The sequence below is a fragment of the Bradyrhizobium sp. NAS96.2 genome (assembly GCF_001908235.1).
Taxonomy (GTDB): domain Bacteria; phylum Pseudomonadota; class Alphaproteobacteria; order Rhizobiales; family Xanthobacteraceae; genus Bradyrhizobium.
Genome location: NZ_LGHK01000081.1, coordinates 70,440 through 95,453 on the forward strand (window position 1 = coordinate 70,440; position 25,014 = coordinate 95,453).

The following is a 25,014-nucleotide window of genomic DNA, read 5'->3' on the forward strand; positions in this document are numbered from 1 at the left end:
GGCGACAGCCCGACTCCATCCCCGTCATTGCGAGCAAAGCGAAGCAATCCATTTCACCGCGTGCGCGGATAGATGGGATTGCTTCGTCGCTACGCTCCTCGCAATGACGCGGAGGAAGCTCGGCGCGCACCAACCTTCCTTACCTTCGTATCCGCCCAGCCCAGCGGCTTGCCGCTCTTCGACGGCAGCACGAGTTGGCCGACCGCCTGCCCGGCCTGGTCGAGCAGCACCGAATGCGGCTCGCCGCGCGCATAGAGATGCGCTTCGCCCCATTGCCGCAGGCCCACCACGACCGGGAACAGGTCGTGCCCCCGCTTCGTCAGCACATAATCATGATATGCGCTCCCATCTGACGCCGCGACCTGCTCGAGCACGCCGAGCTCGACCAGCGTCCGCAGCCGCGTCGTCAGCATGCCCTTGGCGATGCCGAGGTTCTTCTGGAAGTCACCGAACCGGCGCAGGCCGTCGAATGCGTCGCGCACGATCAACAGCGACCACCAGTCGCCGATCGCATCCAGCGCGCGCGCCACCGGGCAGTCCGCCTTGGCGAATCCGGTCCGCTTCATCGCGGCCCTCCTCCTCGATCACGATTCCGAACTGGTCTTAAAATAGGACTAGACAGCGCGGAACGCAACTGGTCTCATGATAATACCAGATTGCGAATTGCAGCGGAGGCGAGATGACGAACCAGACCATGACGAAGGCCCGGCCGGCGGAGGCAGGACCGGCCAAGGAGGATCACAAGGCGGGCCACACCACGGCAAGCGCGCTGTCACCCGCGGTCGTACTGCTGTTCGCGGTCGCCTGCGGGCTCAGCGTCGCCAACATCTATTTCGCACAGCCGCTGCTCGACACCATGGCGCGGGATCTTGCCATTGCGCCCGCCGTGATCGGCGGCGTCGTGACGCTGACGCAGATCGGTTACGCCTTCGGCCTGGTGCTGATCGTGCCGCTCGGCGATCTCTGAGACCGCCGCAGGCTGATCGTCGGCCAGACCGTGTTGTCGGCGCTTGTGCTCACCCTCGTCGGCACCGCGCCGAACGCCGCCGTGCTGCTCGCCGGCATGGTGCTGGTCGGGCTGCTTGCGGTCGTGATCCAGGTGCTGGTCGCCTACGCTGCGACGCTGGCGGCGCCCGCCGACCGCGGCCGCACCATCGGCACGGTCACGAGCGGCGTGGTGTCGGGTATTTTGCTGGCACGTTTTGCCGCCGGGGCGCTGGCCGATCTCGGCGGCTGGCGCGTGGTCTATCTCACTTCCGCTGCGCTGACGCTGGTGCTCGCCGCGCTGCTGGCGCGCGCGCTGCCGCGGCATGCGCCGCAGCCGATGGCCGGATCGTCCTATGCAAAGCTGCTGCGCTCGACGGTCGCGCTGTTCGTCGAGGAACAGGTGTTGCGCGAGCGCGCGGTGTTCGCGCTCCTGATCTTCGCAAGCTTCAGCGTGTTCTGGAGCTCGGTCGTGCTGCCGCTCGCCGCCCCGCCGCTGTCGCTGTCGCACACCACCATCGGCATGCTCGGAATCGCGGGCCTTGCCGGCGCGCTCGCCGCGCGCAATTCCGGCCAGCTCGCCGATCGCGGATGGGGCCAGCGCACCACCGGATTGTCGCTGCTCTTGATGCTCGCCGGCTGGGTGCCGATCGCCTGCCTCAACACCTCGCTGTGGCTGGTGCTGGTCGGCGTGCTGATGATCGACTTCGCGGTGCAGGCGATCCACGTCACCAACCAGAGCCTGATCGTCGCCGCGCGCCCCGAGGCCGCGAGCCGCCTGGTCGGCGGTTACATGGTGTTCTATTCGATCGGCACCGGCTTCGGCGCGATCTCTTCGACGATCGCTTATGCGGCGGCCGGCTGGATCGGCGTCTGCGCGCTGGGCGCCGCGATCAGCGCCGTCGCGCTGTTGTTCTGGGTGATCATGGTGAGCCGGACGCCGGTGACGCAGAGCGTTTGCTCAGTCCCGTCACCCTGAGGAGGTCGCGAAGCGACCGTCTCGAAGGGCGACGGCCGGGCTCCATCCCATCCTTCGAGGCACGCCGAGCGCTGCTGACACACCGCCCGGCGTGCACCTCAGGATGACGCCTGGCGCTTGAGGACGCTCACAAAGAACCCGTCTGTGCCGGTGCGGCGCGGCGTCATCAGCAGGCCCTCGGCCGATTGCAGCGCAGCCTCTCCAAATGCCTCGGCCTTGTCCCACAGCAGCGATGCGGTCTGCTCCGGCGGCTGCACGGAAAACTCCGGGTGCCGCGCGATAAACGCTCTGACCTGCTCGCCGTTCTCCTCCGACAGCACCGAGCAGGTGATGTAGGCGATGCGGCCGCCAGCCTTCACCAGCGGCACCGCGCGCTCCAGCACCTCGGCCTGGTCCTTCAGCCGCACCTCGAGCGCGCCGGGGCGCATCCGCCATTTGGCGTCGGGATTGCGGCGCCAGGTGCCGGTGCCGGTGCAGGGAGCGTCGATCAGCACGAGGTCGGCGGAGGCCTTGATGTCGGACAGCACCTCCTCCTCGCCGCGCGGCGTGCGGACATCGCAATTGTGCACGCCGGCGCGCGACAGCCGCTCATGGATCGGCGCGAGCTGGCGCTTGTCGCTGTCGGTCGCGATCAGCCGACCCTTGCCTTGCATCTGAGCTGCAATCGCGAGCGTCTTGCCGCCGGCGCCGGCGCAGAGATCGATCACCTGCTCGCCGGGCTTGGCCGCCGCGAACAGCGCGGCGAGCTGCGAGCCCTCGTCCTGCACCTCGATGGCGCCCTTGATGAAATCCTCCTCGGCATGGATGCCGGGATTGCGCGCGTCGGCGCCGAGCTCGATGCGCAGGCCGAGCGGCGACCACAGCGTCTCCCTGGCGCCGAGATGCGATAGCCGCGGCAGCACCTTCTCGCGCTTGGCCTTGAGGGTGTTGACGCGCAGATCGAGCGGCGCGCGGCTCGCCATCGCGGTCGCCTCCGCGGCGCGGTCGTCGCCGAACACTTTTGCCAGATGCGGGTCGAGCCAGTCCGGATAGTCACCCGCGACATGGGCCGGCGCGTCCTTGAGCGTGCGCGAGGCCAATGCGGCCTCCTCGGTCGCGGTCAGCGGATCCGGCGCGAAGCGGCCGCCGTCGCACAGTGCCGAGATCGTCGGGATATCCATGCCGCGCTCGAGCTTGAGCATGCCGAGCACGCGCGACCGCGCGCTGGAATCGTCCATCAGCCAGGCCGCGGAGGATTGCCGGCGCAGCACATCCCAGATCAGGCCGGAGATCGCGGCGCGATCACCGGAGCCGGCATAACGGTGCGCGGTGCCCCATTCCTTCAGTGCTTTCGCCGCGGGAATGCGCTGTGCGTCGATGGTGGCGATCAGCTCGATCGCGGCGGAAAGCCGGGCAGCGGGGGTCATTGGTCTCTTTCGGTTGGGCGCATCAGATCAGCAGCAGCAGTCTGAGCGCGAAATACAGCCACATCGCCGCCAGCACCAGCACGCCGGCGAACCAGGCGAGCGAGCGCGGCCGCACGTCGTTGGAGGTGACGAACACCCCGGTATGGGCAAACCGCGTTATCACGAACACCCAGGACATCAGCACGATGAACAGATCGGCACGACGCAAGGGCAGCGCAATGGCGATCAGGACATAGAACAGCACCGGCAGCTCGAACTGGTTGGCAAAGCAGTTGGCGAACTGGGTGGCGCGGGCGGGCCAGTTGGGCTCGCGCAGCGCGATATCCTTCATCTTGGTCTCACCGCTCGCCAGCGTCCGCGTGCGCGCTGTCGCCATCGCGAACAACAACGCGAAGGTCAGCCCAATCTGGATGAAGACCGGCAATAGAACCATTTGAACCGACATCGAGAATCTCCATCAGCCGCGGGCACCCGGCCGCCCTCTTAGCCGCCGCTCGCGGCCCTGACAATGAAGCGTGCGCGGTAACCCGTTGAACCATCATCCGAGCCCGGCTGACCAACTCCCGGGACCAATGGCGGTTTCAGTTCCCAGGGATGGCGCGATGCGCATCATCACCCCGATCCTCGACAGCGCGGCCCTGGCGGCGGCGGCCCTCGGCGATCTCCTCAGCTCCCTGCTGAAGGTGATCGACCCCGGCATCGGCTGGTTCGACGATTCGGCGGATGGCGGGCTCGGCATGGTGATGTCGGGGCTCGCCGGCATCGCCGCTGCGCTCCTGGTCGCGATCCTGTTCTCGGCCTATTTCCGCAGTGGCTATCGCTCGACGCGCGACATCGTCAGGCACAGCCTCGCCGCGGCGCTGCTGCTCGCCCTGCTCGGCTTTGCGGCCTACGACATGGGCCGCGATGCGCTGGCCTATCTTGGGCTCGACGCACAGCCGGCCGTGACGGGAACAAATTCCAGCACCGGACTGCTCGGAAGCCGCGTCCGTCCGCCTGCCGCGCCGACGCCCTCGATCATGCAGCTCGCGATCTAGGGTCGACACCAACGCTTCAAACAAGCCTCTTCAAACAAGACATCAAACAACGCATCAAACAGGGCAGCGAATAAGACGGCGAAATCGTCATCGTTCCGACTTCGCGCCGACCTATGCTCCAGGCGAAAGGAGCGATGCATGCCCCAGTTTCGCCTGACCCAAATCTCCGACACCCACCTCGCGCGCCGCTTCAAGTCGCTGGTCGACAACTTTCATCGCGTCAGCGAGCACATCGATGCGACGCGCCCCGATCTCATGCTCAACTCCGGCGACGTCTCGTTCGACGGACCGACCAGCCGCGACGACATGATGTTCGCCAAGGAGCTGCACAACGCGCTGCCGGTCGATTGCCTCTATCTGCCGGGCAATCACGACATCGGCGACAATCCGACCGCGGTCGGGCCTGCGCCGTCACAACTGCCGACCGAACAAACGCGCGGCGCCTTCACCTCCGTGCTCGGCGAGGACCGCTGGCATTTCGACGCCGCCGGCTGGTGCTTCATCGGGCTGAATTCGCTGATCATGAACACCGGCCTCGACAGCGAGGCCGAGCAATTCGACTGGCTCGCAGGCACGCTCGACAAGGCCGTCGGCCGGCCGGTCGCGCTGTTCGTGCACAAGCCGCTCTACCTCGACGTGCCCTACGATGCCGAGCGCGTCGAAACCGCGATCCGCTACGTGCCGCAGCCGGCGCGCCGCCGCCTGATCGAGATGTTCGGCAAGGTCGATTGGCGCCTGGTCGGCAGCGGCCATGTGCATCAGCGCCGCGACTACACGTTCGAGCATATCAGGCACATCTGGGTGCCCTCGGCCGGTTTCGTCATTTCAGATGCGCGGCAGGAAGTGATCGGCGTCAAGGAAGTCGGTCTCGTCGAATACCGCTTCCAGCCGGACAGCTTCGAGGTCCGCCACGTCAGGGCCAAGGGCCAGGTCGATGTCGACCTGGACATGCTGCTCGGCAAAGAGCCGGCTTGAGCCGCGTCAGCTCCGCGCGGCGTCGTGCAGGTCCCGCTTGATGACGGTGAGCAGCGCCTGCAGCGAGTCCTTGTTCGGTTGCGGCGCTGCCGGCGCGGGCCGCACGCGAGGCGCGGGCCGCATGAGGCGCGGTGGTTCGGCGGCCGGCTCCTCCTCGACGAATTTTCCATGCAGGACGTCGTCGCGGCGGCCCATGACGAACATCGTCGCCCAATAGCCGACGGCGAGAACAATGACCCCGAAAACAATAGCTTCAAAAACCATGGCTACACCTGAAATATAGCCATATTGAATCAACTGCTCCGGGTCTCCGTCAAGCAAATGGGGGCCGAAAGGCCCCCAAAAGCCCGCCAATGTGGCGTTTTTGATACTTTGTTGCGCGGAATGGGAGCTGGAAAGCCCCGTTTTGACGCGTTTTCTTGACGCGAAGCGGTACCCATCCCGGATTAAGTCCGGGACGGGCTTCGCTCGAAAACGCTATGCGCTCAGGCCTTGTCGGGCCCGACCCGGACCAGTTGCTTGCCAAAATTGGCGCCCTTGAGCAGGCCCATGAAGGCCTCCGGCGCGCTGTCCAGGCCCTCGGTCACGAACTCCTTGTACTTGACCTTGCCCTCGCGCACCCACTGCGACATGTCGCGCAGGAAGTCGCCATGCATGGCGGCGAAGTCGCTGACGATGAAGCCTCGGAAGGTCAGCCGCTTGGTCAGGATGTTGCGCATCATCGCGCCGGCCCATTTCGGGGCGTGCGCCTCGGTGTCGTTGTAATGCGCGATCAGGCCGCAGACCGGAATCCGCGCGAACGCATTGAGCAGCGGAAACACCGCGTCGAACACCGCGCCGCCGACATTCTCAAAATAGACATCGATGCCCTTTGGGCAGGCCTCCTTCAGCTTGGCGGCGAGATTGGGATCACGATGATCAAGGCACTCGTCGAAGCCGAGCTCGTTCTTGACGTAGGCGCATTTGTCCTTGCCGCCGGCGATGCCGATCGCTCGCGCGCCCTTGATCTTCGCGATCTGGCCGACCGCTGAGCCGACGGCGCCGGATGCGGCCGCAACCACCACCGTCTCGCCCGCCTGCGGCTTGCCGATCTCGAGCAGGCCGGTATAGGCGGTCATGCCGGGCATGCCGAGCACGCCGACCGCAGTCGAGATCGGTGCGATCTTCGGATCGATCTTGGCAAGGCCCTTGCCGTCGGACAGCGCATGGGTCTGCCAGCCCGCGCGCGACAGCACGATATCGCCCTTGGCAAAGCCGGGATTGTTCGACGCAATCACCTCGCTCACCGTGCCGCCTTCCATCACGCCGCCGACCGGCACCGGCGCGGCATAGGACGGACCGTCGGCCATGCGGCCGCGCATATAGGGATCGAGCGACAGCCAGATGGTGCGGAGCAGGACCTCGCCCGCGCCCGGTGTCGGCGGCGCGTAGTCTTCGAGCTTGAAATTGGCCGGCGTCGGCTCGCCGTGCGGACGCGAGGCCAGAACGATGCGTTTTCCTTGGGACATGATTTCCTCTTGGGATGATTGGTTCGTGGCGCACACGTAGTCACGCAATCGACCTCCCCGCAAGGGAGATGGATTTGCTGTTTTCGTGCGCGCTTGTTTGAAACGTTGTTTGAAATGACGGGCGTCATTTCGAGGACGGCGCTGGCGCCGAACTTTTGAAGACTGTCATTCCGGGGCAATGCGAAGCATCGAGCCCGGAATCCATTCTTCCACCAACGATGCGGCCGAATGGATTCCGGGCTCTCGCTTCGCGAGCCCCGGAATGACGGGGAGAAGAACTTACACCCCGCCCGGATAGTTCGGGGCTTCGCGGGTGATGGTCACGTCGTGGACGTGGCTCTCGCGCAGGCCGGCGCCGGTGATGCGGACGAACTCGGCTTTCTCGTGGAAGTCCTTGATGTCCTTGGCACCGACATAGCCCATCGCGGCGCGGAGACCGCCGGCGAGCTGATGCATCACATTGCCGACCGGGCCTTTGTAGGGCACCTGGCCCTCGATGCCTTCCGGCACGAGCTTGAGCGTGTCCTTGATGTCCTGCTGGAAGTAGCGGTCGGCCGAGCCGCGCGCCATCGCGCCGACCGAGCCCATGCCGCGATAGGCCTTATAGGAGCGGCCCTGCCACAGGAAGACTTCGCCCGGCGTCTCGTCGGTGCCGGCGAGCAGCGAGCCGACCATCGCGATGTCGGCGCCGGCGGCGAGCGCCTTGGCGAGGTCGCCGGAATATTTGATGCCGCCGTCGGCGATCACGGGCACGTCCGCCTTCTTCGCCGCCGCGACCGCATCCATGATCGCGGTGAGTTGCGGCACGCCGACGCCGGCGACGATGCGCGTGGTGCAGATCGAGCCCGGGCCGATGCCGACCTTGATGCAATCAGCGCCGGCATCGATCAAGGCCTGTGCGCCGCCTTCGGTGGCGACGTTGCCGGCCACGACCTGCACGGCGTTGGAGAGCCGCTTGATGCGGTTGACGGCGTTGAGCACATGGCGCGAATGGCCATGCGCGGTATCGACCACGACGACGTCGACGCCGGCATCGATCAGCCGCTCGGTGCGCTCATAGCCGGTCTCGCCGACCGTAGTGGCGGCGGCGACGCGAAGCCGGCCCTGCGCGTCCTTGCAGGCGAGCGGATGGGCGACCGCCTTCTCGATGTCCTTCACGGTGATCAGGCCGACGCAGCGATATTGGTCGTCGACGACGAGCAGCTTCTCGATGCGATGCTTGTGCAGCATCCGCTTCGCCTCGTCCTGACCGACGCCCTCGCGCACGGTCACGAGGTTCTCGTGCGTCATCAGCTCCGAGACCTTCTGCCGGGGATCGCTGGCAAAACGCACGTCGCGGTTGGTCAGGATGCCGACCAGCTTGCCCGGCACGTTCTTGGCGGCGCCGGTGACGACCGGAATGCCCGAGATGCCGTTTTCCTTCATCAAGGTCAGCGCGTCGGCCAGCGTGGCGTCGGGGCCGATGGTCAGCGGGTTGACCACCATGCCGGATTCGAACTTCTTCACCTGCCGCACCTGCGCGGCCTGGCCGTCCGGATCGAAGTTGCGGTGGATGACGCCGAGGCCGCCGGCCTGCGCCATCGCGATCGCCATCCGCGCCTCGGTGACGGTGTCCATCGCGGACGCCATGATCGGGATGTTGAGCGAGATCGCGCGGGTGACGCGCGAGCGGATATCGACTTCCGAGGGAAGGACGTCCGACAGACCGGGCTTCAGAAGCACATCGTCGAACGTGAAGGCTTCTCGGATAGCCGGAAATCCCGTGGCCATTGCCAACTCCTTGTCTGCGGCCGCAGCCGCAATGGGTCTTACGGATGAACGCCGCCTGCGGCGACGCTCGCTGCGTCACCGTCGAATCGGTGCCCATCGGTGGGGTTGACGCTGGTCGATAGCATGGCGGCATGACGAATCAAAGTGTTTGCCAGCCATGCACAGGCTTTTTACGGCCCCCGGCAGCCTGTCTAGCGATAACCCTGCGGCGGCCCGTACCGGCGGATCGCCTCGACCATCTCGCGGTGGCGCCGGTCCTCCCGCTTGATGTGGACGGCGATCACCGCATGGGCCGACGGCACCAGCAGCAAGACGTGGAAAAACAGCCCGAAAATCGCGCAAAACACGATCAGGACCAGATTGAAGATGGCCGAAAACGGCTGTCCGTTCAGGAGCAGCCCGATCGGCGGCAAGAGAGCGGCGAGGACGTAGATCACGGCAAACCTTCCAGAGCGTTTTCGAGCGAAGTGGTTACCGGTTCGCGTGATGAAAACGCGTCAAAACATGAATCCAGAGCCCCGTTCCGACCCTGTCGGAACAGGGCTCGAGCGCTGGCGGACGCATACCAGCGTCACGCTGGATTTAGGGCGTTTGGCCGGTTCCGCAATAGCGCCGCTCAAGGCAGGATGATATGGCCCCCTCGCCCGCCTTTTTCAGCATAGCTGTCCTATTTTGATGAACAAACAACGCCTGATCCCGCTCATCGTGGCCACTGCCCTGTTCATGGAAAACATGGACTCCACGGTGATCGCGACCTCCCTGCCGGCGATTGCCGCCGATATCGGCACCAGCCCCCTGACGCTGAAACTCGCGATCACGTCCTATCTGCTGTCGCTCGCGGTGTTCATCCCGGCGAGCGGCTGGACGGCGGACCGCTTCGGCGCCCGCATCGTGTTTGCCGGAGCGGTCGCCGTCTTCATGCTGGGCTCGATCGGCTGCGCACTGTCCTCCTCGGTGACCGATTTCGTGTTCGCCCGCATCCTGCAGGGCCTCGGCGGAGCGATGATGACGCCTGTTGGGCGATTAGTTCTATTACGCTCGGTCGACAAGAGCGCGCTCGTCAACGCGATGGCCTGGGTGACGGTCCCGGCGCTGATAGGCCCGGTGATCGGGCCGCCGCTCGGCGGCTTCATCACCACCTACTTCTCCTGGCACTGGATATTCCTGATCAACATTCCGATCGGATTGCTCGGTATCTTCCTCGCGCTGAAATACATCGATCCGATCAAGAGCGAGGCCCCTGAGCGCTTCGATCTGATGGGACTGGTGCTGGCCGGTATCGGGCTCGCCGGCATCGCCTTCGGGCTGTCGGTCGCCGGCCTCAATCTGTTGCCGTGGCCGATCGTCGCCGGATTGGTCGGCGTCGGCACGGTGTCGATGACGCTCTATGTCATCCACGCGCGGCGCACCGGTTCGCCAGTGCTCGATTTCGGCTTGCTGCGGCTACCGACCATGCGCGCGTCGATCGTCGGCGGCTTCATGTTCCGGCTCGGCATCGGCGCGCTGCCGTTCCTGCTGCCGCTGTTGATGCAGGTCGGCTTCGGCCTGTCGCCGTTCCAGTCCGGCCTCGTGACGTTTGCATCCGCGGTCGGCGCCATGGGCATGAAGACGCTGGCGGCGCGCATCATCAAGGCCTTCGGCTTCCGCAACATGATGACGGTGAATGCGGTGGTCAGCTCGGCCTTCCTCGCCGCCTGCGCCCTGTTCACGATCTCGACGCCGCTGATGCTGATCTTCACTATCCTGGTGGTCGGCGGCTTCTTCCGCTCGCTGCAATTCACCGCGATCAACACGGTCGCCTATGCCGAAGTCGAGCCGCCGCAGATGAGCCGCGCCACCACCCTGGTCAGCGTCAACCAGCAGCTCGCGGTGTCCGCGGGCGTCGCGGTCGGCGCGTTCTCGGTCGAAACCACGCTGGCGCTGCATCACCAGACCGAACTCTCCGCCGATGTATTCGGACCGGCCTTCATCGTGGTGTCGCTGATCTCGGCGGCGTCGGCGTGGTTCTTCTGGCAGATGCCGGTCGACGCCGGTAACGAGATCGCCGGCCGCAAGGCGATCGATATCTCCAGCCGCAAGGGCGCCGAGAAGCGGGCCGCCGCTGAAGCCGTCAAGGTCGCGACCGAGGACACCCAGAACGCCAGGGATCAGCGGCTGGGGTAGTCGATCAAGCGAGCTATTCGCGAGGCACGGTACAGGCGCGCCGCCCGTCACGACCGGGCCGTTTAGGGATGGCCGGTCATTCCGGTTGTCTGTTGTCGATCCGGACGTTCAATTAGTTCGTATGTCGGAACGTGGGTCGCTTCCAGCCACGATTCCAGCGCAGCTCCGCAGACCGTGCAGATCGCGTCACCCGTATGCGGCACCAAGAACTTCTCTTCAGTGCGTCTGTACTCGGCGCCGCAATTGCATTGAACAATTGTCGCCATTGCCAAGATATGCGCCTGGGAATGTCGCTTTGCCAGCCCTTTTTCTTTCATCAAACGGCCCCAGTGCACGAAACGCTGCTGCACCAAGGCCGCCAACCCAGTGGGGGTTTTCTCCCGGTGGGGCTTGGGGGGCTCGGGCGCCGGGAGCAGGGATTCGACGCCGGCCGTCTCTTCCAGGTTCCTATCGACCACGCCGAAATGTTGGCCTGAGCCGGGTCCTGCAAAAAAATCCCCGCGAGAGTCAGAAAGCGAACGGAAGTGCCGCCGCCGCTCCTGCACAGTCCGGCTCAAGCGGGCACGCAGTGACCCCACATCAGCAGAAAATTATGCAGGAGGAAGCGCTCCGGATTCCCTTCCGTGGTGTCCGTGCGCCACGGAGGTCCGGATTTTCCTTGATTGAGTTTCGCTTGAAAGGATCAGAGCCAGTGAGTGACGCGAATACGAACGAAGTGAACGGCAATCCGAAAGTCGGCTTCGGCCTGCCCCTGTTTGCCTTCCCCAAGGCCTTCCAGGGCATCGCCGAGCAAAATGCAACGCGCGCCAAGGAGCAGTTCGAGAAGGTCAAGGAAGCCTCGGCCGAAATCTCCCTCCTGCTCAGGGAAGCCTATTCGATCAACGCCAACGGCACCGCGGATTATGCCGCCAAGCTGGTCGAGATCTCGAGCACCAACGCCAGTTCGGCCCTCGCCTTCGTGACCGATCTTGCCGGCACCAAGTCGCTATTGGAAGCGATCCAGCTTTCGGCCGAGCATGGCCGCAGGAACTTCGAGGTCACCACCGCGCAGAACAAGGAGCTTTGGGAGCTCACCAAGAAGGTCGCGACCGAGACCTCCGAGCCGCTCAAGAAGAGCCTTGCAAGGGCGTTGAAGACAGCTTCCTGAGGAGCAAGCCCCCGCTCCCGGAGCCCCGGCTGGAACGAGCGTCTCCCACAAGAAGAGACGCCCTCCAGCCGAGGGGCGCGGATCCAGCAATACCTGACATTGGAGGAGGACGCCGTGGGCGTGATCATGATCAGATGTCCGCGGACAGGCCGCGCGATCACAACCGACAAGAAAGCCGACCACGAGACATTTCGCTGCAGCACGGTGTTCTTTTCGCGCACCTACTGCACGATCTGCCGGGCCACCCACGAATGGTTTGCCAAGGACGCTTGGGTCGACGAACCCGGCGAGCGGATGCTCGAGGCGTCCTGACACCCACGCCCGCCTGACAGGTTGATCAATGGCTGCGTGATCGCGAGGCCCCCGCCACATGCGGATGTGCCTTGTCGCCATTGGCCCATGGTTGAGCGTGCGAACGCCGCGGCCCATGCGCCGCGGCACCGCGACCGGACGGTTTCAAACCTTCGGCCGAAACGATGCGATCGATCCTGTCTCGCATGATTTCGTAGCATTCGCAGGCCGCCGCTTCGAGGCCCTGCCTGTCGACCTCGATCGAGCTGCGTCGGTTGGACCGGATCGCCCCCGATGCACGGAGCTTCTGCACGACGTGGGTTACGGTCGTTCGCCTGACGCCCAACAATTCCGACAGCGTCTCCTGCGTCAGCGGGAGTGTGTCCTGGCCGATCTGGTCGTGAATCTGCAGCAGCCAACGGGCCAGACGGGCTTCCACCGAGTGCAGCGCGTTGCACGCTGCCATATGCTGGAACTGCACCAGCAACGACCGCATATGGAGTTGCACCGTATCCGCGAGTGCGTGGCTTCGCACGAGCGCTGCCTGAAACCGCGCCGGCGAGATCTGCCATGCCGTGCCTGCGACGCGAACCACCGCCGTCATCGGCGAACGCACCGGCCGCAGCGTCGACAGGATGCCGGCCGCCCCTTCGTTGCCGACCATCGTGGTCGCGACGGCCTGTCCGTTCGGCATGTCCATGACGAACGCGATCAAGGCCGTGCACGGGAAATAGATCTGTTCGACGGGGTCGCCCGACCGCACCAGCACGAGGTCGCGTTCGAGCGATACTTTGCGTAGATGAGGCACAAGCAGATCGAAATCTGCGTGCGGCAGCGCAGCCAGAAGACGATTGCCTATGCGCGTCCTGTACTCCATCACGGGACATCTCCCAGACGGAGGCGCGGCTCGTTGCACAGATTCCGCTGTGGCGTCAGGCTGAGATACGCAACGAACAGACCGCGCCGGGAAAATAGAATACGCCGCAGGGGAAAGAGTTCCAACAGCTTCAGCTTGGTCCGCGCCCCCTTTCTTCCGGGGCACCACCCCCAGGCATCGTCGGACCTCGGTAGTACCCAGCCGGAAGGCAATCCATCCCATCGCGCATCTGGATGGATTGCTTCGTCGCTACGTTCCTCGCAACGGCTGCTGCCCGCGAAACCCAGTCGCCAGCACGTAGCGCTCCGATGAATCCTGCCGGCTGGCTGATGGCTTGACGTGGCGGACGGTGGCGAAATCGCGCTTCAGCTGCCCCACCAGCTCGGCGTCGGCGCCGCTCTGGAACACTTTTGCCAGGAAGATGCCGCCGGGATTAAGCACCTCGCCGGCGAAATGCGCGGCGGTCTCGACCAGGCCGATGATGCGCAACTGGTCGGTCTTGCGGTGGCCCGTGGTATTGGCGGCCATGTCGGACATCACGATGTCGGCGCGGCCGCCCATCATCGCGATCAGCTTTTCCGGGGCGTCATGATCGAGGAAATCGAGCTGCGCGAAGGTGACGCCGGGGATCTCGCCCATCTCCAGGAGATCGATCGCGACCACCTTGCCCTTGCCGTCGGCGGCACCGGTGCGCTTGGCCGCGATCTGGCTCCAGCCGCCGGGCGCGGCGCCGAGGTCGACCACGGTCATGCCCGGCTTGAGCAGGCGATATTTGTCGTCGAGCTCGAGCAGCTTGAAGGCCGCGCGCGAGCGGTAGCCCATCGCCTTGGCCTTGGCGACATAGGGGTCGTTGAGCTGGCGCTCGAGCCAGAGTTTCGACGACAGTTTTCGCTTGCCGCCGCTCTTGACCGTGACGTGCAGCCGCCCGGTGGTGTCTTTCGCCATACTACTTCTCTACTCCCTCGCCCCGCTCTTGCGGGGAGAGGGTTGGGGTGAGGGGCTGTTTCCGCAATGAAGGTGAGAGATGAGCTCGTGGAGAGTCCCCCTCACCCGGATTGCATTGACATGCAATCCGGCCTCTCCCCGCAAGCGGGGCGAGGCAAGAGAAGCTCTAGCACGCCCGCAGCGCGCCGTCCTCGCGCATCATCTCGACCAGCATGCCCTCGCGCAGGCCGCGATCGGCGACGCGGAGCCGGGGCATCGGGAACGCGTTGCGGATCGCATCGAGGATCGCACAGCCGGCGAGCACCAGATCTGCCCGCTCGACGCTGATGCAGTTGTTGTTGACGCGCGCCTCGTAGCTCATGCCGAGCAGCTTCTGGATCGTCGCTGACACGTCGCCATCGTTCATCCAGATGCCGTCGATGCGGCGGCGGTCGTAGCGTGACAGATTGAGGAAGACGCCGGCGAGCGTGGTCACGGTGCCCGAGGTGCCGAGCATGTGCATGTCGCGCAGGTCCTTGCCGTGCTCGGCCGCGAACGGCGCGACATGCCGCGCGACCTCATCGATCATCTGCGCATACAAATCCCGGGTGACGTTCCTGCCGCCGAAATGTTCGGCCAGCGTCACGACGCCGAGCGGGATCGACATCCACGCCTTGATCCGCGGCGGCGCATCGGGTGCGGCGGGATCACGCTCGATCCGTACCAGCTCGGTCGAGCCGCCGCCGATGTCGAACAGGATGGCGCCCCGCCCCTTCGGATCGAGCAGCGGCGAGCAGCCGATCACAGCGAGCGTCGCCTCGGTCTCGCGGTCGATCACCTCGAGCTCGATGCCGGTCGCGGCGCGACGCGGGCGCGAAAGCTTTCGGCGTTGCCGGCGGCGCGGCAGGCCTCGGTGGCGATCAGCCGCAGCCGGCGGGCCTTGCGATAGCGGATTTTGTCGCTGCAAATGGCGAGCGCGGCAATGGCGCGCTCGATCGCCGCTTCGCTGATCGAGCCGGTCGCGGCGATGCCCTCGCCGAGCCGGATGATCCGCGAGAAGGAGTCGACCACGCGGAACCCGTCGCCAGTGGGACAGGCTATCAACAGCCGGCAATTGTTGGTGCCAAGATCGAGTGCGGCGTAGACGCCAGTATCCGCGGCTGCCGCAACCAATCCTGACGGGGCTTCGCCGGCCGGAGGGCCGTCGCAAAGCCGCACATGGTCGTTCATCAAAACTGTCTTTCCGCGGGACACCAAGGTGGATCCATCGGGATCCTTGGGCCCGCCGAATAATTGTCGTTCACAGAAACTTTAGCAGCGTCAAAGCCCTGCGCAAACTCCGTTCACATTGGGTCCATGCCCAATCGGGCGTTGTCGTTAAGGAGGGCGTGCGTTATCTCCTCTGCGCCCCCAGACTCCAGCAAATCCGGGCATTTCAGGTCATTTTCGATGCAAGATCACACGCCGCCCGCCTCCCTCGAAAACGCTATCGCACTGCAAAAATACGGTGTCGGACAGCCCGTTCGACGAAAGGAGGACGACACCCTGGTGCGCGGCAAGGGCAAATACACCGACGATTTCTCCTTGCCCGGCCAGGCCATCTGCTGGATGGTCCGCTCCTCCCATGCCCACGGAATCATCAAGGGGATCGACACCGAAGCCGCCAAGGCGATGCCGGGCGTGCTCGGGGTGTGGACCGGCGCCGACCTCGCGGCCGCCGGCTACAAGCCGTTCACCTGCGGCCTGCCGCTGAAGAACCGCGACGGCTCGCCGCTCAAGCAGACCAACCGCCCGGCGCTCGTCACCGACAAGGTGCGCTTCGTCGGCGATCCCGTCGCCTTTGTGGTGGCGGAGACCGCAGCTCAGGCCCGCGATGCGGCCGAGGCGGTCGAGGTCGACATCGAGCCGCTACCCGCGGTGACCGACGCCGCCGAGGCATCGAAGCCCGGCGCGCCGCAGCTCTATGACAACATCCCGAACAACGTCGCGCTCGACTATCACTATGGCGACACCGCCAAGATCGATGCGGCATTCGCCGCCGCCGCGCATGTCACAAAACTCGACATCGTCAACACCCGCGTCGCCGTGGTCTCGATGGAGCCGCGCGTCGCGCTCGCGCATTACGACAAGAAGGCCGGGCGCTTCACGCTGCAGGTGCCGACCCAGGGCGTTTCCGGCAACAAGGCGATCCTGGCGCGCCTGCTCAACGTGCCGGCCGACAAGGTCCGCATCCTGACCGGCAATGTCGGCGGCTCGTTCGGGATGAAGAACCTCAACTATCCCGAATACACCTGCATCGCGCATGCGGCGCGCGAGCTCGGCCGTCCGGTGAAGTGGCTGGACGAGCGCTCGACCAGCTTCCTCTCCGACAGCCAGGGCCGCGCGCAGCTGATCCATGCCGAGCTTGCGCTCGACGCCGACGGCAAGTTCCTGGCGGTGCGGCTGTCCGGCTACGGCAATCTCGGCGCCTACATCACCGGCGTCGCGCCGGGGCCGCTGTCGCTCAACACCGGCAAGAACCTCGCCAGCGTCTATCGCACGCCGCTGCTCGGCGTCGACATCAAGACGGTTTTGACCAACACCACGCTGATGGGCGCCTATCGCGGCGCCGGCCGGCCCGAGGCCAATTACTACATGGAGCGGCTGATCGATGCCGCCGCCGACGAGATGGGCATCAACCGCTTCACCTTGCGCAAGCGCAACTTCATCAAGCCGTCGCAGCTGCCGTTCCCGGCCGCCTCCGGCGTGACCTATGACAGCGGCGATTTCGCCGGCGTGTTCCAGAAGGCGCTGGAGATTTCCGACTACGACAATTTCGCCAGGCGCAAGAAGGAGAGCAAGAAGAAGGGCAAGCTGCGCGGCATCGCCGTCGGCTCCTATCTCGAGGTCACCGCGCCGCCGTCCGGCGAGCTCGGCAAGATCACCTTCGAGCCTGATGGCTCGGTGAAGCTCACCACCGGCACGCTCGACTACGGCCAGGGCCACGCCACGCCGTTCGCGCAGGTGCTGTCCGACCAATTAGGGGTGCCCTTCGAGAGGATCACGCTCGAACAAGGCGACAGCGATCTCGTCCGCTTCGGCAACGGCACCGGCGGCTCGCGCTCGATCACCGCGACCGGGCAAGCGATCGTCGAGGCCTCCGCGCTCGTTGTCGAGAAGGGCAAGAAGGCCGCCGCGCATATGCTGGAGGCCTCCGAGGCCGACATCGAGTTCGGCCAGGGCCGCTTCACCATCGCTGGCACCGACCGCTCGATCGGCATCATGGAACTCGCCGAGCGGATGCGCGCCGGCAAGATGCCCGAGGGCACGCCTGAGACGCTCGACGTCGATCACGCCACCAAGGAGACCGCGTCGACCTTCCCGAACGGCTGTCACGTCGCCGAGGTCGAGATTGATCCCGACACCGGCGTGACGCGGATCGTGCGCTACTCGGCGGTCAATGATTTCGGCGTCGTGGTCAATCCGATGATCGTCGCCGGCCAATTGCATGGCGGCGTCGCGCAGGGCATCGGCCAGGCGCTGATGGAGGAAGTCAGCTACGACGCCTCGGGCCAGCCGATCACCGGCTCGTTCATGGACTACGCGCTGCCGCGCGCCGGCGACGTGCCGTCGATGCAGGTCGGCGATCACCCCTCGCCGGCGAAATCCAACCCGCTCGGCACCAAGGGCTGCGGCGAAGCCGGCTGCGCCGGCAGCCTCGTCTGCATCGTCAACGCCGTGGTCGACGCGCTGTCGGAATACGGCGTCAAGCACATCAACATGCCGCTGACGCCTGAACGGGTCTGGCGCGCGATCCAGGATGCCAAGGCGAACGCGGCGTAAGGGCGCGCTGTCACAACGCATACAGCTGTCATCACCCGCGAAAGCGGGTGATCCAGTATTCCAGAGGCAGCTGTTACTTACTGAGACGCCGCGGCGTATTGGATACCCCGCATGCGCGGGGTATGACACCGGTCAAGGGGAAACGCCGCGCTCCTTCCCTACGCCGCCGCCTGCTCGCGCGGCTGGGTGATCGCGATGTGCCAGCAATGCGCGAGCGGGATGCCGTTGCCGAGCACCAGCGCGTCGAGCTCGACGAAGCGGTGGCCCTTCTTGTCGTAATTGCCGGTCACCTTGGCGCGCGCGGTGAGCTGATCGCCGATCTTGCCCGCCGACAACAGCTGCATCCTCGTGCCGACATGGATCCACGGCCCGAGGATCGCATTGTCGACCAGCACCTTGTTCATCACCCGCGGCAGCAGGCCGGGATGCCCGAGACCTTCGCGTAAGTAGATCGGGTCGGTCTCCCTGATGTCGGCGAGATACTCCTTCGCCGCATCGCCGGACCAGTCGCGCGGGATGACGCCGAGCCACTTGCCCTCTTCATAGGACGAGGCGCTGACCGGCTTGCGTTCGGCAACCGCGGCAACCTGCTTGTAATCGTCGAGCACGAATGTCGGCGTGGAGGCCGGCAGCGACGCCGTGCCGGTGGCGCAGAGCTCGCCGCGGCTGAAGAGCTCGATCGTGAGCCCATTGCCGGTCTCCCGGCCGGTCAACTCCGCGATCTCGCCGTCATAGACCGGCTTGACGAAGCGCGCCTCGATCAGGCCGCGCGCGAGGAAATCGCGGCCCCATTTCTCCACCGGCAGATGCATCATGTAGGCCATCACATCGACGCCAGGCACCAGACCGCCGGAAAAGCCGAACTTCCGCGCCACCGTGTCGTCGTGGATCTTGTTCTCTGACAGTTTCGAGGTGTTGTAGGCGGAGACGCGGTAGGTCTGCGCGGGCGTCGTCGAAGGCATGGGGTTTCCCCTTATTTCGGTTGTTTTTCTCAGGCAATCGTAGTCGAACCGGGCAGCGTGACAAGCCTCTCGTTTTGCTCGCAATTTTCCGCACCATGGAGTACACGCAGGCCGTGCCTGCGAACCCGGAATCGATGACTGAAACCCCTGCCCTAACCCGCATCTATGTCGACGCCGACGCCTGTCCGGTGAAGGACGAGATCTATCGCGTCGCGATCCGGCTCGGCGTGCCCGTCAGCGTGGTCGCCGGCAATTTCATCCGCGTGCCGCAGGATCCGCTGATCGAGCGCATCGCCGCCGGCTCCGGCATGGATGCGGCCGACGACTGGATCGCCGAACGCGCGCATGAGGGCGATATCGTGATCACCGCGGACATTCCGCTGGCGAGCCGCTGCGTGAAAGCCGGCGCCGACGTGATCGCGCCGAACGGCAAGCCGTTCACCGAACAGTCGATCGGCATGACGCTGGCGGTGCGCAATTTGATGACCGATCTGCGCTCGTCGGGTGAAATCACCGGCGGGCCGAGATCCTACTCGCAGCGCGACCGCTCGAACTTCCTGTCGACGCTCGACCAGACCATCCGCCGCATCCAGCGCCGCCGCGCCGAGCAGGCGCCGGCGAACGGGGGTTAGCGCGATGGCTCCGCCTCCTCTGATCCAGCTCAAGGACATCAGCCTGACCTTCGGCGGCACGCCGCTGCTGTCAGGCGTCGAACTGTCGGTCTCCGCGGGCGAGCGCGTCTGCCTGATCGGCCGCAACGGCTCCGGCAAATCGACGCTGCTGCGCATCGCGGCCGGGCTGGTCGAACCCGATGGCGGCAGCCGCTTCGTGCAGCCCGGCGCCACCATCCGCTATTTGCCGCAGGAGCCTGACTTCGGCGAGCACAAGACGACGCTGGCTTATGTCGAGGCCGGCCTTGGCCCCGGCGACGACCATTACCAGGCGCGTTATCTGCTCGAACAGATCGGGCTGACCGGCGAGGAAGATCCGGCGCACGTCTCCGGCGGCGAAGCACGCCGCGCGGCGCTGGCCCGCGTGCTGGCGCCCTCGCCCGATATCCTGCTGCTGGACGAGCCGACCAACCATCTCGACCTGCCGACCATCGAATGGCTCGAAGGCGAGTTGGAGAGCCGGCGCTGCGCACTGGTCCTGATCAGCCACGACCGCCGCTTCCTGACCAATCTGTCCCGCACCACTGCCTGGCTCGATCGCGGCCAGATCAGGCAGATCGAGCGCGGCTTCGGCGCCTTCGAGGCGTGGCGCGACGAGGTGCTGGCCGAGGAAGAGCGCGAGCAGCACAAGCTCGATCGCAAGATCGTCAACGAGGAGCACTGGCTGCGCTACGGCGTATCCGGCCGCCGCAAGCGCAACGTCAAGCGGCTCGGCAATCTGCACGCCCTGCGCGACCAGCGCCGCAACTATCGCGGTGCCACCGGCAACGCCACGCTCGCCGCCGCCGAGGCCGAGAATTCCGGCCGCCTGGTGATCGAGGCCAAGAACATCGCCAAGGCCTTTGGCGAGCGAAAAATCGTCGACGGCTTCTCGAGCAGGATCCAGCGCGGCGACCGGCTCGGCATCGTCGGCCCGAACGGCGCCGGCAAAACCACGCTGGTGCATCTTCTGATCGGCAACGATCCGCCGGACTCCGGCTCGGTGCGGCTGGGCGCCAATATCGAGATGGCGACGCTCGACCAGCATCGCGAGAGCCTCGATCCGAAGCTGACGCTGGCCGAGGCCTTGACCGGTGGTCGCGGCGATCACGTCATGGTCGGCGACAAGTCGAAGCACGTGATCGGCTACATGAAGGATTTTCTGTTCGCGCAGGAGCAGCGCGGCACGCCGCTGGAGGCGCTCTCCGGCGGCGAACGCGGCCGCCTGATGCTGGCGCGGGCATTGGCAAAACCGTCGAACCTCTTGATCCTGGACGAGCCGACCAACGATCTCGATCTCGAGACCCTCGATGTGCTCGAGGACATGCTCGGCGACTACGAGGGCACCGTGATCCTGATCAGCCACGACCGCGACTTCCTCGACCGGGTGGTGACGTCGGTGATCGTGCCCGAAGGCCAGGGACGCTGGATCGAATATGCCGGCGGCTACTCCGACATGCTGGCGCAGCGTGGCGCCGACGTGAAGCGCGAGACGGTGAAGGCGGACGCCGCGGTCGAGGAGAAGAAGGAAGCCAGGGCCGCCGCGCCCGAAGCGGCACCCAGGCGCCGGCTGAGCTTCAACGAGAAGCACGCGCTGGAGACGCTGCCGAAGACGATCGACAAGCTGCACGCCGAGATCGCGAAGCAGCAGAAGCTGCTCGACGATCCCGACCTCTATGCGAAGGATCGCAAGAAATTCGACGCAGCTTCAGCGGCGATCGCCAAGGCGCAGGAAGAACTCGCGGCCGCCGAAGACCGCTGGCTCGAACTCGAAGTGCTGCGCGAAGAGATTGAGCAGGCCTAACGCGGATGGAAATCATCGTCATTGCGAGGAGCGAAGCGACGAAGCAATCCATGGCTCCGCAGATGCGGATGGATGGATTGCTTCGCTCCGCTCGCAATGACGGAAGCTGTGAAATGGAGCTAATCCGATGACCACGCCCCTAGCCGCCAAGATCGCCAAGGAATACGGCACGCCCTGCGCCGTGATCGACATGGACCGGGTCGAGCGCAACATCGCGCGCATCCAGAAGGCCTGCGACGAGGCCGGGGTCGCCAACCGGCCGCACATCAAGACGCACAAGAATCCGATGCTGGCGCAGCTGCAGATCAAGGCCGGCGCCAAAGGAATCACCTGCCAGAAGCTCGGCGAGGCCGAGATCATGGCCGATAGCGGCATCGACGACATCCTGATCAGCTACAACCTGCTCGGCGACGAGAAGATGGCGCGGCTCGGCGCGCTGCAAGGCAAGGCCAACATCACCGTCGCGGCGGATAATTCGGTCGTGGTCGGCGACCTGCCGAAGGCGGCTGCGGCCTCCGGCCGCACGCTCTCGGTCGTTGTCGAATGCGACACCGGACGCAAGCGCGCCGGCGTCGAGACCTCGGCCGAAGCGATCGCGCTGGCGCGCGAGATCGCAGCCTCAAAGGGCCTGCACTTCGCGGGCTTCATGCTGTATCCGACCGAGACCGGCTGGGCGGATGCGCAGAAATTCTACGACGAGGCGCTGGCCGGCGTGCGCGCCCACGGCCTCGATGCGACCATCGTCTCGACCGGCGGCACGCCGAACCTGGTGAACATCGGCAAGCTCAAGGGCGGCACCGAGCACCGCTTCGGCACCTACATCTACAACGACCGCATGCAGGTCGCCGCCGGCGTCGCCACCTGGGACGACTGCGCGCTGCACATCTATTCCACCGTGGTCAGCCGCGCCGGTCCCGAGCGCGGCATCCTCGATGCCGGCTCCAAGACGCTGACCTCGGACACCGGCGGCCTCGAAGGCCATGGCCTGATCCTCGAACATCCCGAGGCCAAGATCGCGCGCTTCGCCGAGGAGCACGGCTTCCTCGACCTCTCCCGCAGCAACACCCGGCCGAATGTCGGCGACGTGGTGCGGATCGTGCCCAATCACGTCTGCGTCGTCGTCAACATGATGGACGAGGTCGTGATGGTGCGCGGCGACGAGATCATCGGTGCACTGCCGGTGACGGCGCGGGGCAGGTTACGATAAGGCTCTGTAGGATGGGTAGAGCGCAGCGAAACCCATCATGCTTCCGCGGGAATTGAAGGTGATGGGTTTCGCTGCGCTCTACCCATCCTACGCATCTACCCGCGCGTCAGCGCCTGCAACTCCTGATCCAGCGCCGACCGAAACGCCTCGATCGGCCGCGCCAAACGGCCGGCAGGCGGGCGGTGCACGATCCAGGCCCGGACCGCGGCCTTGAATCCCTCGATCCTGACCACCTTGAGCCGGCTGCGGAGCGCGCTCCGCTTCAGCGCGACCGGCGTCACGACGCCGATGCCGAGCCCGCGCGCGACCAGCGACAGCCGCAGCTCGCTGTCCAGCGCCTCGACTGCCACGTTGAACGGCAAATGCGCCGCTTCGAACTGGCGCTTCAGTGTTTGACGGAAGCCGCAACCGTCCTGGTTCATCACCCATCCCATGCGCGACAGCCATTCGAGGTCGGCGGATTTCGGCAGCTTGACGTCGCGCGCGACGACGAAGATGACCGGCTGCGCGCCGAGATCGGCGGCGGCGAGGTCTGAAGGCGGCACAGCTCCGTCCGGTATGCAGATCGCCGCCGCATCCAGCTCGTTGCGCGACACGGCCTCGATCTGGTGCGGCGACAGACCAGCCACGACGCGCACCGCAAGCGCTGGAAACTCGCCGCGCACCGCGTCGAGCGGACCGGCCAGCCCCGCCTCCGACAAATACGGCGTCAGCCCGAGCCGGAACTCGCCACGCACCACGCCGTCATTGGCGACGCCTGACTTGAGGTCGTCGAGCATGCGCAGCACGCGGCGACCCTGCTCATAGGCCTCGATGCCCGCCGCCGTCGGCTTCAGCGGTTTCGACAGCCGGTCCAAGAGCTGCGCGCCGAGCATCTCCTCGAGATTCTGGATCCGCCGCGTCACGCCGGGCTGGGTCAGGTTCAACCGCGCGGAGGCCGCGACGATCGATCCGGTTTCCACCACGGCGACGAACGCCACGAGGTCATGGGTGTTCATAACAATCTCGCATATTCTTCATCATCTTATTTGAATTGTAGCATATTAGGCCGATCCCCTAAAGGGGGCCTCGCCACTTCCTCGCGAGGTCCCATGACCATTTCCGAAGCCACCAAACTCTCCCCGGCGCGCCAGGTTTCCGTGCGTCCCCTGATCTGGATCGGCGCCATCACGACCGGCACCGTCGTCACCAATCTGTTTGCCCCGCAGATCCTGGTCGGCCTGATGGGCCGCTCGCTCGGCATGACCGAGCTGCAGGCCGGCCTGATCTCGACGCTGACCCTGCTTGGCTACGCGCTCGGGCTGTTGCTGCTGGTGCCGCTGGTCGACCTCGTCGAGAACAAGCGGCTGATCCTGCGCACGCTCGCCTGTGCCATCATCGCCGCGATCGGTACCGCGCTGGCGCCGACACCGCTGATTTTGCTGGCCGCCACCTTCATCCTCGGCGCCTCCTGCGCCGCGATCCAGATGGTGGTGCCGCTGGTGGCGTCGATGGTGCCGCCGGAGCGCCGGGGGCAGGCGATCGGCGACGTCATGAGCGGGTTGATGATCGGCATCCTGCTGTCGCGGCCGGCGGCAAGCCTGATCGCCGACAGTTGGAACTGGCGCGGCTACTATGTCACCTCGGCAGTGTTGATGGCGGTGCTCGCCGGCGCGCTGGCGCGCTATCTGCCGACCTTGCAGCCTGCTGCGAAAGTCAGCTATGCCGCGCTGCTGCGCTCGTTTCCCAAGCTGCTGCGCGAGGAGCCGGTGCTGCGCGTCCGCTCCTGGACCGCGGCGCTGGTGATGGCGTCCTTCACCGCGTTCTGGGCCGCGGTCGCGCTGCGCCTGCCGGACGCGCCGTTCAAGCTCGACGCCAAGGGGATCGCACTGTTCGCGCTGATCGGCGTCGCGGGGGCGGCAGCGACGCCGATCGCCGGGCGCTGGGGCGACAGGGGGCTTCGCGCGGCCGTTGCTGATCGTCTCGCACCTTCTCATCGCCGGCGCGCTCGCACTGTGCGCCTGGGCCGGCATGATCGAGTCGCGGATCGTGGCTCTCTCGCTGCTTGGTGTCGGCGCCGTGCTGCTCGATTTCGGCATCACCACTGACCAGACGCTCGGCCGCCGTGCGGTGAACCTGCTGCAGCCCGAAGCGCGCGGCCGGATCAACGGCCTGTTCGTGGCGCTGTTCTTCATCGGCGGCGCGGTCGGCGCGGCAGCCGCGCCAACGGCCTGGAGTTATGGTGGATGGACCGCGGTCTGCGCGGTCGCCGCCACGTTCGGCGTGCTCGGCTTCATCACCGACATCGCAACAAAGACCGGATCGGAATGAGCCGCATCTCGTAGGATGGGTGGAGCGCAGCGATACCCATCAACCTTTTCCAGCGCGGCACCATGGTGGGTATCGCTTCGCTCCACCCATCCTTGTAATAGCGCGATCGGCTATCGTCGGCATATTCCGAGAGGAATGGCCTGTCGCGGTTAGCGGCCGCGACAGGCCGCTGGCGGTCGGATCGTACCCATCCTGAGC

General features: G+C 65.6%; 23 protein-coding genes and 2 pseudogenes. 12 read left to right on the forward strand and 13 right to left on the reverse strand.

The window, feature by feature from the left end:
• Positions 1–89 precede the first annotated feature (89 nt).
• Positions 90–566: a winged helix-turn-helix transcriptional regulator gene (locus tag AC628_RS19005; protein ID WP_074128279.1), complete on the reverse strand. Its 477-nt coding sequence runs from the start codon at positions 564–566 to the stop codon at positions 90–92.
• Between the two features lie 113 nt (positions 567–679).
• On the opposite strand from AC628_RS19005, the pseudogene AC628_RS19010 reads away from it, so the two are divergent.
• Positions 680–1,963 (forward strand): annotated as a pseudogene (locus tag AC628_RS19010) (MFS transporter).
• 98 nt (positions 1,964–2,061) lie between these two features.
• Here the strand turns inward: AC628_RS19010 and AC628_RS19015 are convergent.
• Both AC628_RS19015 and AC628_RS19020 read right to left on the reverse strand, forming a co-directional pair.
• Positions 2,062–3,369 carry an RsmB/NOP family class I SAM-dependent RNA methyltransferase gene (locus AC628_RS19015; protein WP_074128280.1) on the reverse strand — a complete coding sequence of 436 codons (1,308 nt, stop codon included), beginning with the start codon at positions 3,367–3,369 and terminating at the stop codon, positions 2,062–2,064.
• Positions 3,370–3,391: 22 nt separating this feature from the next.
• The gene (locus AC628_RS19020) at positions 3,392–3,814 is read right to left on the reverse strand and encodes an MAPEG family protein (RefSeq protein ID WP_074128281.1); all 423 of its coding nucleotides are present in this window, start codon (positions 3,812–3,814) and stop codon (positions 3,392–3,394) included.
• Between the two features lie 157 nt (positions 3,815–3,971).
• Between AC628_RS19020 and AC628_RS19025 the strand changes: the two genes are divergently transcribed.
• Together AC628_RS19025 and AC628_RS19030 are read left to right on the forward strand one after the other, a co-directional pair.
• Positions 3,972–4,406, forward strand: a complete 435-nt coding sequence (locus tag AC628_RS19025; RefSeq protein ID WP_074128282.1) for a hypothetical protein — start codon at positions 3,972–3,974, stop codon at positions 4,404–4,406.
• Between the two features lie 138 nt (positions 4,407–4,544).
• Positions 4,545–5,381, forward strand: a complete 837-nt coding sequence (locus AC628_RS19030; protein WP_074128283.1) for a metallophosphoesterase family protein — start codon at positions 4,545–4,547, stop codon at positions 5,379–5,381.
• A 6-nt stretch (positions 5,382–5,387) separates the two neighbouring features.
• Here AC628_RS19030 and AC628_RS19035 read toward each other — a convergent pair whose 3' ends face one another.
• The 4 genes from AC628_RS19035 to AC628_RS19050 all read right to left on the reverse strand — a co-directional run bounded on the left by AC628_RS19035 (position 5,388) and on the right by AC628_RS19050 (position 9,096).
• Positions 5,388–5,645, reverse strand: coding sequence for a hypothetical protein (locus AC628_RS19035; RefSeq protein ID WP_074128284.1), 258 nt, complete (start codon positions 5,643–5,645; stop codon positions 5,388–5,390).
• 221 nt (positions 5,646–5,866) lie between these two features.
• On the reverse strand, positions 5,867–6,889 hold the full coding sequence (curA, locus tag AC628_RS19040) for an NADPH-dependent curcumin/dihydrocurcumin reductase (RefSeq protein WP_074128285.1): 1,023 nt from the start codon (positions 6,887–6,889) through the stop codon (positions 5,867–5,869).
• Between the two features lie 279 nt (positions 6,890–7,168).
• Positions 7,169–8,659: an IMP dehydrogenase gene (gene guaB / locus AC628_RS19045; RefSeq protein WP_074128286.1), complete on the reverse strand. Its 1,491-nt coding sequence runs from the start codon at positions 8,657–8,659 to the stop codon at positions 7,169–7,171.
• Between the two features lie 191 nt (positions 8,660–8,850).
• Positions 8,851–9,096, reverse strand: a complete 246-nt coding sequence (locus AC628_RS19050; RefSeq protein ID WP_074128287.1) for a hypothetical protein — start codon at positions 9,094–9,096, stop codon at positions 8,851–8,853.
• Between the two features lie 238 nt (positions 9,097–9,334).
• Between AC628_RS19050 and AC628_RS19055 the strand changes: the two genes are divergently transcribed.
• Positions 9,335–10,822 (forward strand): DHA2 family efflux MFS transporter permease subunit, encoded by a 1,488-nt coding sequence (locus AC628_RS19055; RefSeq protein WP_074128288.1) that lies wholly within the window; start codon positions 9,335–9,337, stop codon positions 10,820–10,822.
• A 62-nt stretch (positions 10,823–10,884) separates the two neighbouring features.
• Here AC628_RS19055 and AC628_RS42985 read toward each other — a convergent pair whose 3' ends face one another.
• The gene (locus tag AC628_RS42985) at positions 10,885–11,172 is read right to left on the reverse strand and encodes a hypothetical protein (RefSeq protein WP_143201681.1); all 288 of its coding nucleotides are present in this window, start codon (positions 11,170–11,172) and stop codon (positions 10,885–10,887) included.
• A 341-nt stretch (positions 11,173–11,513) separates the two neighbouring features.
• Here AC628_RS42985 and AC628_RS19065 point away from each other — a divergent pair, with 341 nt between their 5' ends.
• Together AC628_RS19065 and AC628_RS19070 are read left to right on the forward strand one after the other, a co-directional pair.
• Positions 11,514–11,969, forward strand: coding sequence for a phasin family protein (locus AC628_RS19065; RefSeq protein WP_245321225.1), 456 nt, complete (start codon positions 11,514–11,516; stop codon positions 11,967–11,969).
• A 114-nt stretch (positions 11,970–12,083) separates the two neighbouring features.
• Positions 12,084–12,281: a hypothetical protein gene (locus AC628_RS19070; protein ID WP_074128290.1), complete on the forward strand. Its 198-nt coding sequence runs from the start codon at positions 12,084–12,086 to the stop codon at positions 12,279–12,281.
• 25 nt (positions 12,282–12,306) lie between these two features.
• Here the strand turns inward: AC628_RS19070 and AC628_RS19075 are convergent, their stop codons facing one another.
• From AC628_RS19075 to AC628_RS19085, 3 genes and pseudogenes are all read right to left on the reverse strand, one after another.
• Complete coding sequence (locus AC628_RS19075; protein WP_074128291.1) at positions 12,307–13,137, reverse strand: Crp/Fnr family transcriptional regulator; 831 nt, start codon at positions 13,135–13,137, stop codon at positions 12,307–12,309.
• A gap of 249 nt (positions 13,138–13,386) precedes the next feature.
• Positions 13,387–14,082 (reverse strand): RlmE family RNA methyltransferase, encoded by a 696-nt coding sequence (locus AC628_RS19080; protein WP_074128292.1) that lies wholly within the window; start codon positions 14,080–14,082, stop codon positions 13,387–13,389.
• A 166-nt stretch (positions 14,083–14,248) separates the two neighbouring features.
• Positions 14,249–15,291 (reverse strand): annotated as a pseudogene (locus AC628_RS19085) (Ppx/GppA phosphatase family protein).
• 219 nt (positions 15,292–15,510) lie between these two features.
• On the opposite strand from AC628_RS19085, the gene AC628_RS19090 reads away from it, so the two are divergent.
• Positions 15,511–17,883, forward strand: coding sequence for a xanthine dehydrogenase family protein molybdopterin-binding subunit (locus tag AC628_RS19090; protein ID WP_074128293.1), 2,373 nt, complete (start codon positions 15,511–15,513; stop codon positions 17,881–17,883).
• Between the two features lie 158 nt (positions 17,884–18,041).
• Here the strand turns inward: AC628_RS19090 and AC628_RS19095 are convergent, their stop codons facing one another.
• The gene (locus AC628_RS19095) at positions 18,042–18,845 is read right to left on the reverse strand and encodes a hotdog family protein (RefSeq protein ID WP_074128294.1); all 804 of its coding nucleotides are present in this window, start codon (positions 18,843–18,845) and stop codon (positions 18,042–18,044) included.
• A gap of 134 nt (positions 18,846–18,979) precedes the next feature.
• Between AC628_RS19095 and AC628_RS19100 the strand changes: the two genes are divergently transcribed.
• The 3 genes from AC628_RS19100 to AC628_RS19110 all read left to right on the forward strand — a co-directional run bounded on the left by AC628_RS19100 (position 18,980) and on the right by AC628_RS19110 (position 22,506).
• Positions 18,980–19,477, forward strand: a complete 498-nt coding sequence (locus AC628_RS19100; RefSeq protein ID WP_074128312.1) for a YaiI/YqxD family protein — start codon at positions 18,980–18,982, stop codon at positions 19,475–19,477.
• Between the two features lie 4 nt (positions 19,478–19,481).
• The gene (locus AC628_RS19105; protein WP_074128295.1) at positions 19,482–21,299 is read left to right on the forward strand and encodes an ABC-F family ATP-binding cassette domain-containing protein; all 1,818 of its coding nucleotides are present in this window, start codon (positions 19,482–19,484) and stop codon (positions 21,297–21,299) included.
• A gap of 127 nt (positions 21,300–21,426) precedes the next feature.
• Positions 21,427–22,506, forward strand: coding sequence for a D-TA family PLP-dependent enzyme (locus AC628_RS19110; protein WP_074128296.1), 1,080 nt, complete (start codon positions 21,427–21,429; stop codon positions 22,504–22,506).
• 95 nt (positions 22,507–22,601) lie between these two features.
• Here the strand turns inward: AC628_RS19110 and AC628_RS19115 are convergent, their stop codons facing one another.
• Positions 22,602–23,504, reverse strand: a complete 903-nt coding sequence (locus AC628_RS19115) for a LysR family transcriptional regulator (RefSeq protein ID WP_074128297.1) — start codon at positions 23,502–23,504, stop codon at positions 22,602–22,604.
• Between the two features lie 93 nt (positions 23,505–23,597).
• Between AC628_RS19115 and AC628_RS19120 the strand changes: the two genes are divergently transcribed.
• Complete coding sequence (locus AC628_RS19120) at positions 23,598–24,593, forward strand: MFS transporter (RefSeq protein ID WP_349510121.1); 996 nt, start codon at positions 23,598–23,600, stop codon at positions 24,591–24,593.
• The gene (locus tag AC628_RS45995) at positions 24,535–24,816 is read left to right on the forward strand and encodes an MFS transporter (protein WP_349510122.1); all 282 of its coding nucleotides are present in this window, start codon (positions 24,535–24,537) and stop codon (positions 24,814–24,816) included. Before AC628_RS19120 ends, AC628_RS45995 begins: the two co-directional genes overlap by 59 nt.
• Positions 24,817–25,014: the final 198 nt, after the last annotated feature.

Bases quoted from the DNA above. Each gene is read 5' to 3' on its own strand.
- AC628_RS19005 (WP_074128279.1), bottom strand. From the start codon at position 566: ATGAAGCGGACCGGATTCGCCAAGGCGGACTGCCCGGTGGCGCGCGCG.
- AC628_RS19015 (WP_074128280.1), bottom strand. From the start codon at position 3,369: ATGACCCCCGCTGCCCGGCTTTCCGCCGCGATCGAGCTGATCGCCACC.
- AC628_RS19020 (WP_074128281.1), bottom strand. From the start codon at position 3,814: ATGTCGGTTCAAATGGTTCTATTGCCGGTCTTCATCCAGATTGGGCTG.
- AC628_RS19025 (WP_074128282.1), top strand. From the start codon at position 3,972: ATGCGCATCATCACCCCGATCCTCGACAGCGCGGCCCTGGCGGCGGCG.
- AC628_RS19030 (WP_074128283.1), top strand. From the start codon at position 4,545: ATGCCCCAGTTTCGCCTGACCCAAATCTCCGACACCCACCTCGCGCGC.
- AC628_RS19035 (WP_074128284.1), bottom strand. From the start codon at position 5,645: ATGGTTTTTGAAGCTATTGTTTTCGGGGTCATTGTTCTCGCCGTCGGC.
- curA (WP_074128285.1), bottom strand. From the start codon at position 6,889: ATGTCCCAAGGAAAACGCATCGTTCTGGCCTCGCGTCCGCACGGCGAG.
- guaB (WP_074128286.1), bottom strand. From the start codon at position 8,659: ATGGCCACGGGATTTCCGGCTATCCGAGAAGCCTTCACGTTCGACGAT.
- AC628_RS19055 (WP_074128288.1), top strand. From the start codon at position 9,335: ATGAACAAACAACGCCTGATCCCGCTCATCGTGGCCACTGCCCTGTTC.
- AC628_RS19075 (WP_074128291.1), bottom strand. From the start codon at position 13,137: ATGGAGTACAGGACGCGCATAGGCAATCGTCTTCTGGCTGCGCTGCCG.
- AC628_RS19080 (WP_074128292.1), bottom strand. From the start codon at position 14,082: ATGGCGAAAGACACCACCGGGCGGCTGCACGTCACGGTCAAGAGCGGC.
- AC628_RS19090 (WP_074128293.1), top strand. From the start codon at position 15,511: ATGCAAGATCACACGCCGCCCGCCTCCCTCGAAAACGCTATCGCACTG.
- AC628_RS19095 (WP_074128294.1), bottom strand. From the start codon at position 18,845: ATGCCTTCGACGACGCCCGCGCAGACCTACCGCGTCTCCGCCTACAAC.
- AC628_RS19100 (WP_074128312.1), top strand. From the start codon at position 18,980: ATGACTGAAACCCCTGCCCTAACCCGCATCTATGTCGACGCCGACGCC.
- AC628_RS19105 (WP_074128295.1), top strand. From the start codon at position 19,482: ATGGCTCCGCCTCCTCTGATCCAGCTCAAGGACATCAGCCTGACCTTC.
- AC628_RS19110 (WP_074128296.1), top strand. From the start codon at position 21,427: ATGACCACGCCCCTAGCCGCCAAGATCGCCAAGGAATACGGCACGCCC.
- AC628_RS19115 (WP_074128297.1), bottom strand. From the start codon at position 23,504: ATGAACACCCATGACCTCGTGGCGTTCGTCGCCGTGGTGGAAACCGGA.
- AC628_RS19120 (WP_349510121.1), top strand. From the start codon at position 23,598: ATGACCATTTCCGAAGCCACCAAACTCTCCCCGGCGCGCCAGGTTTCC.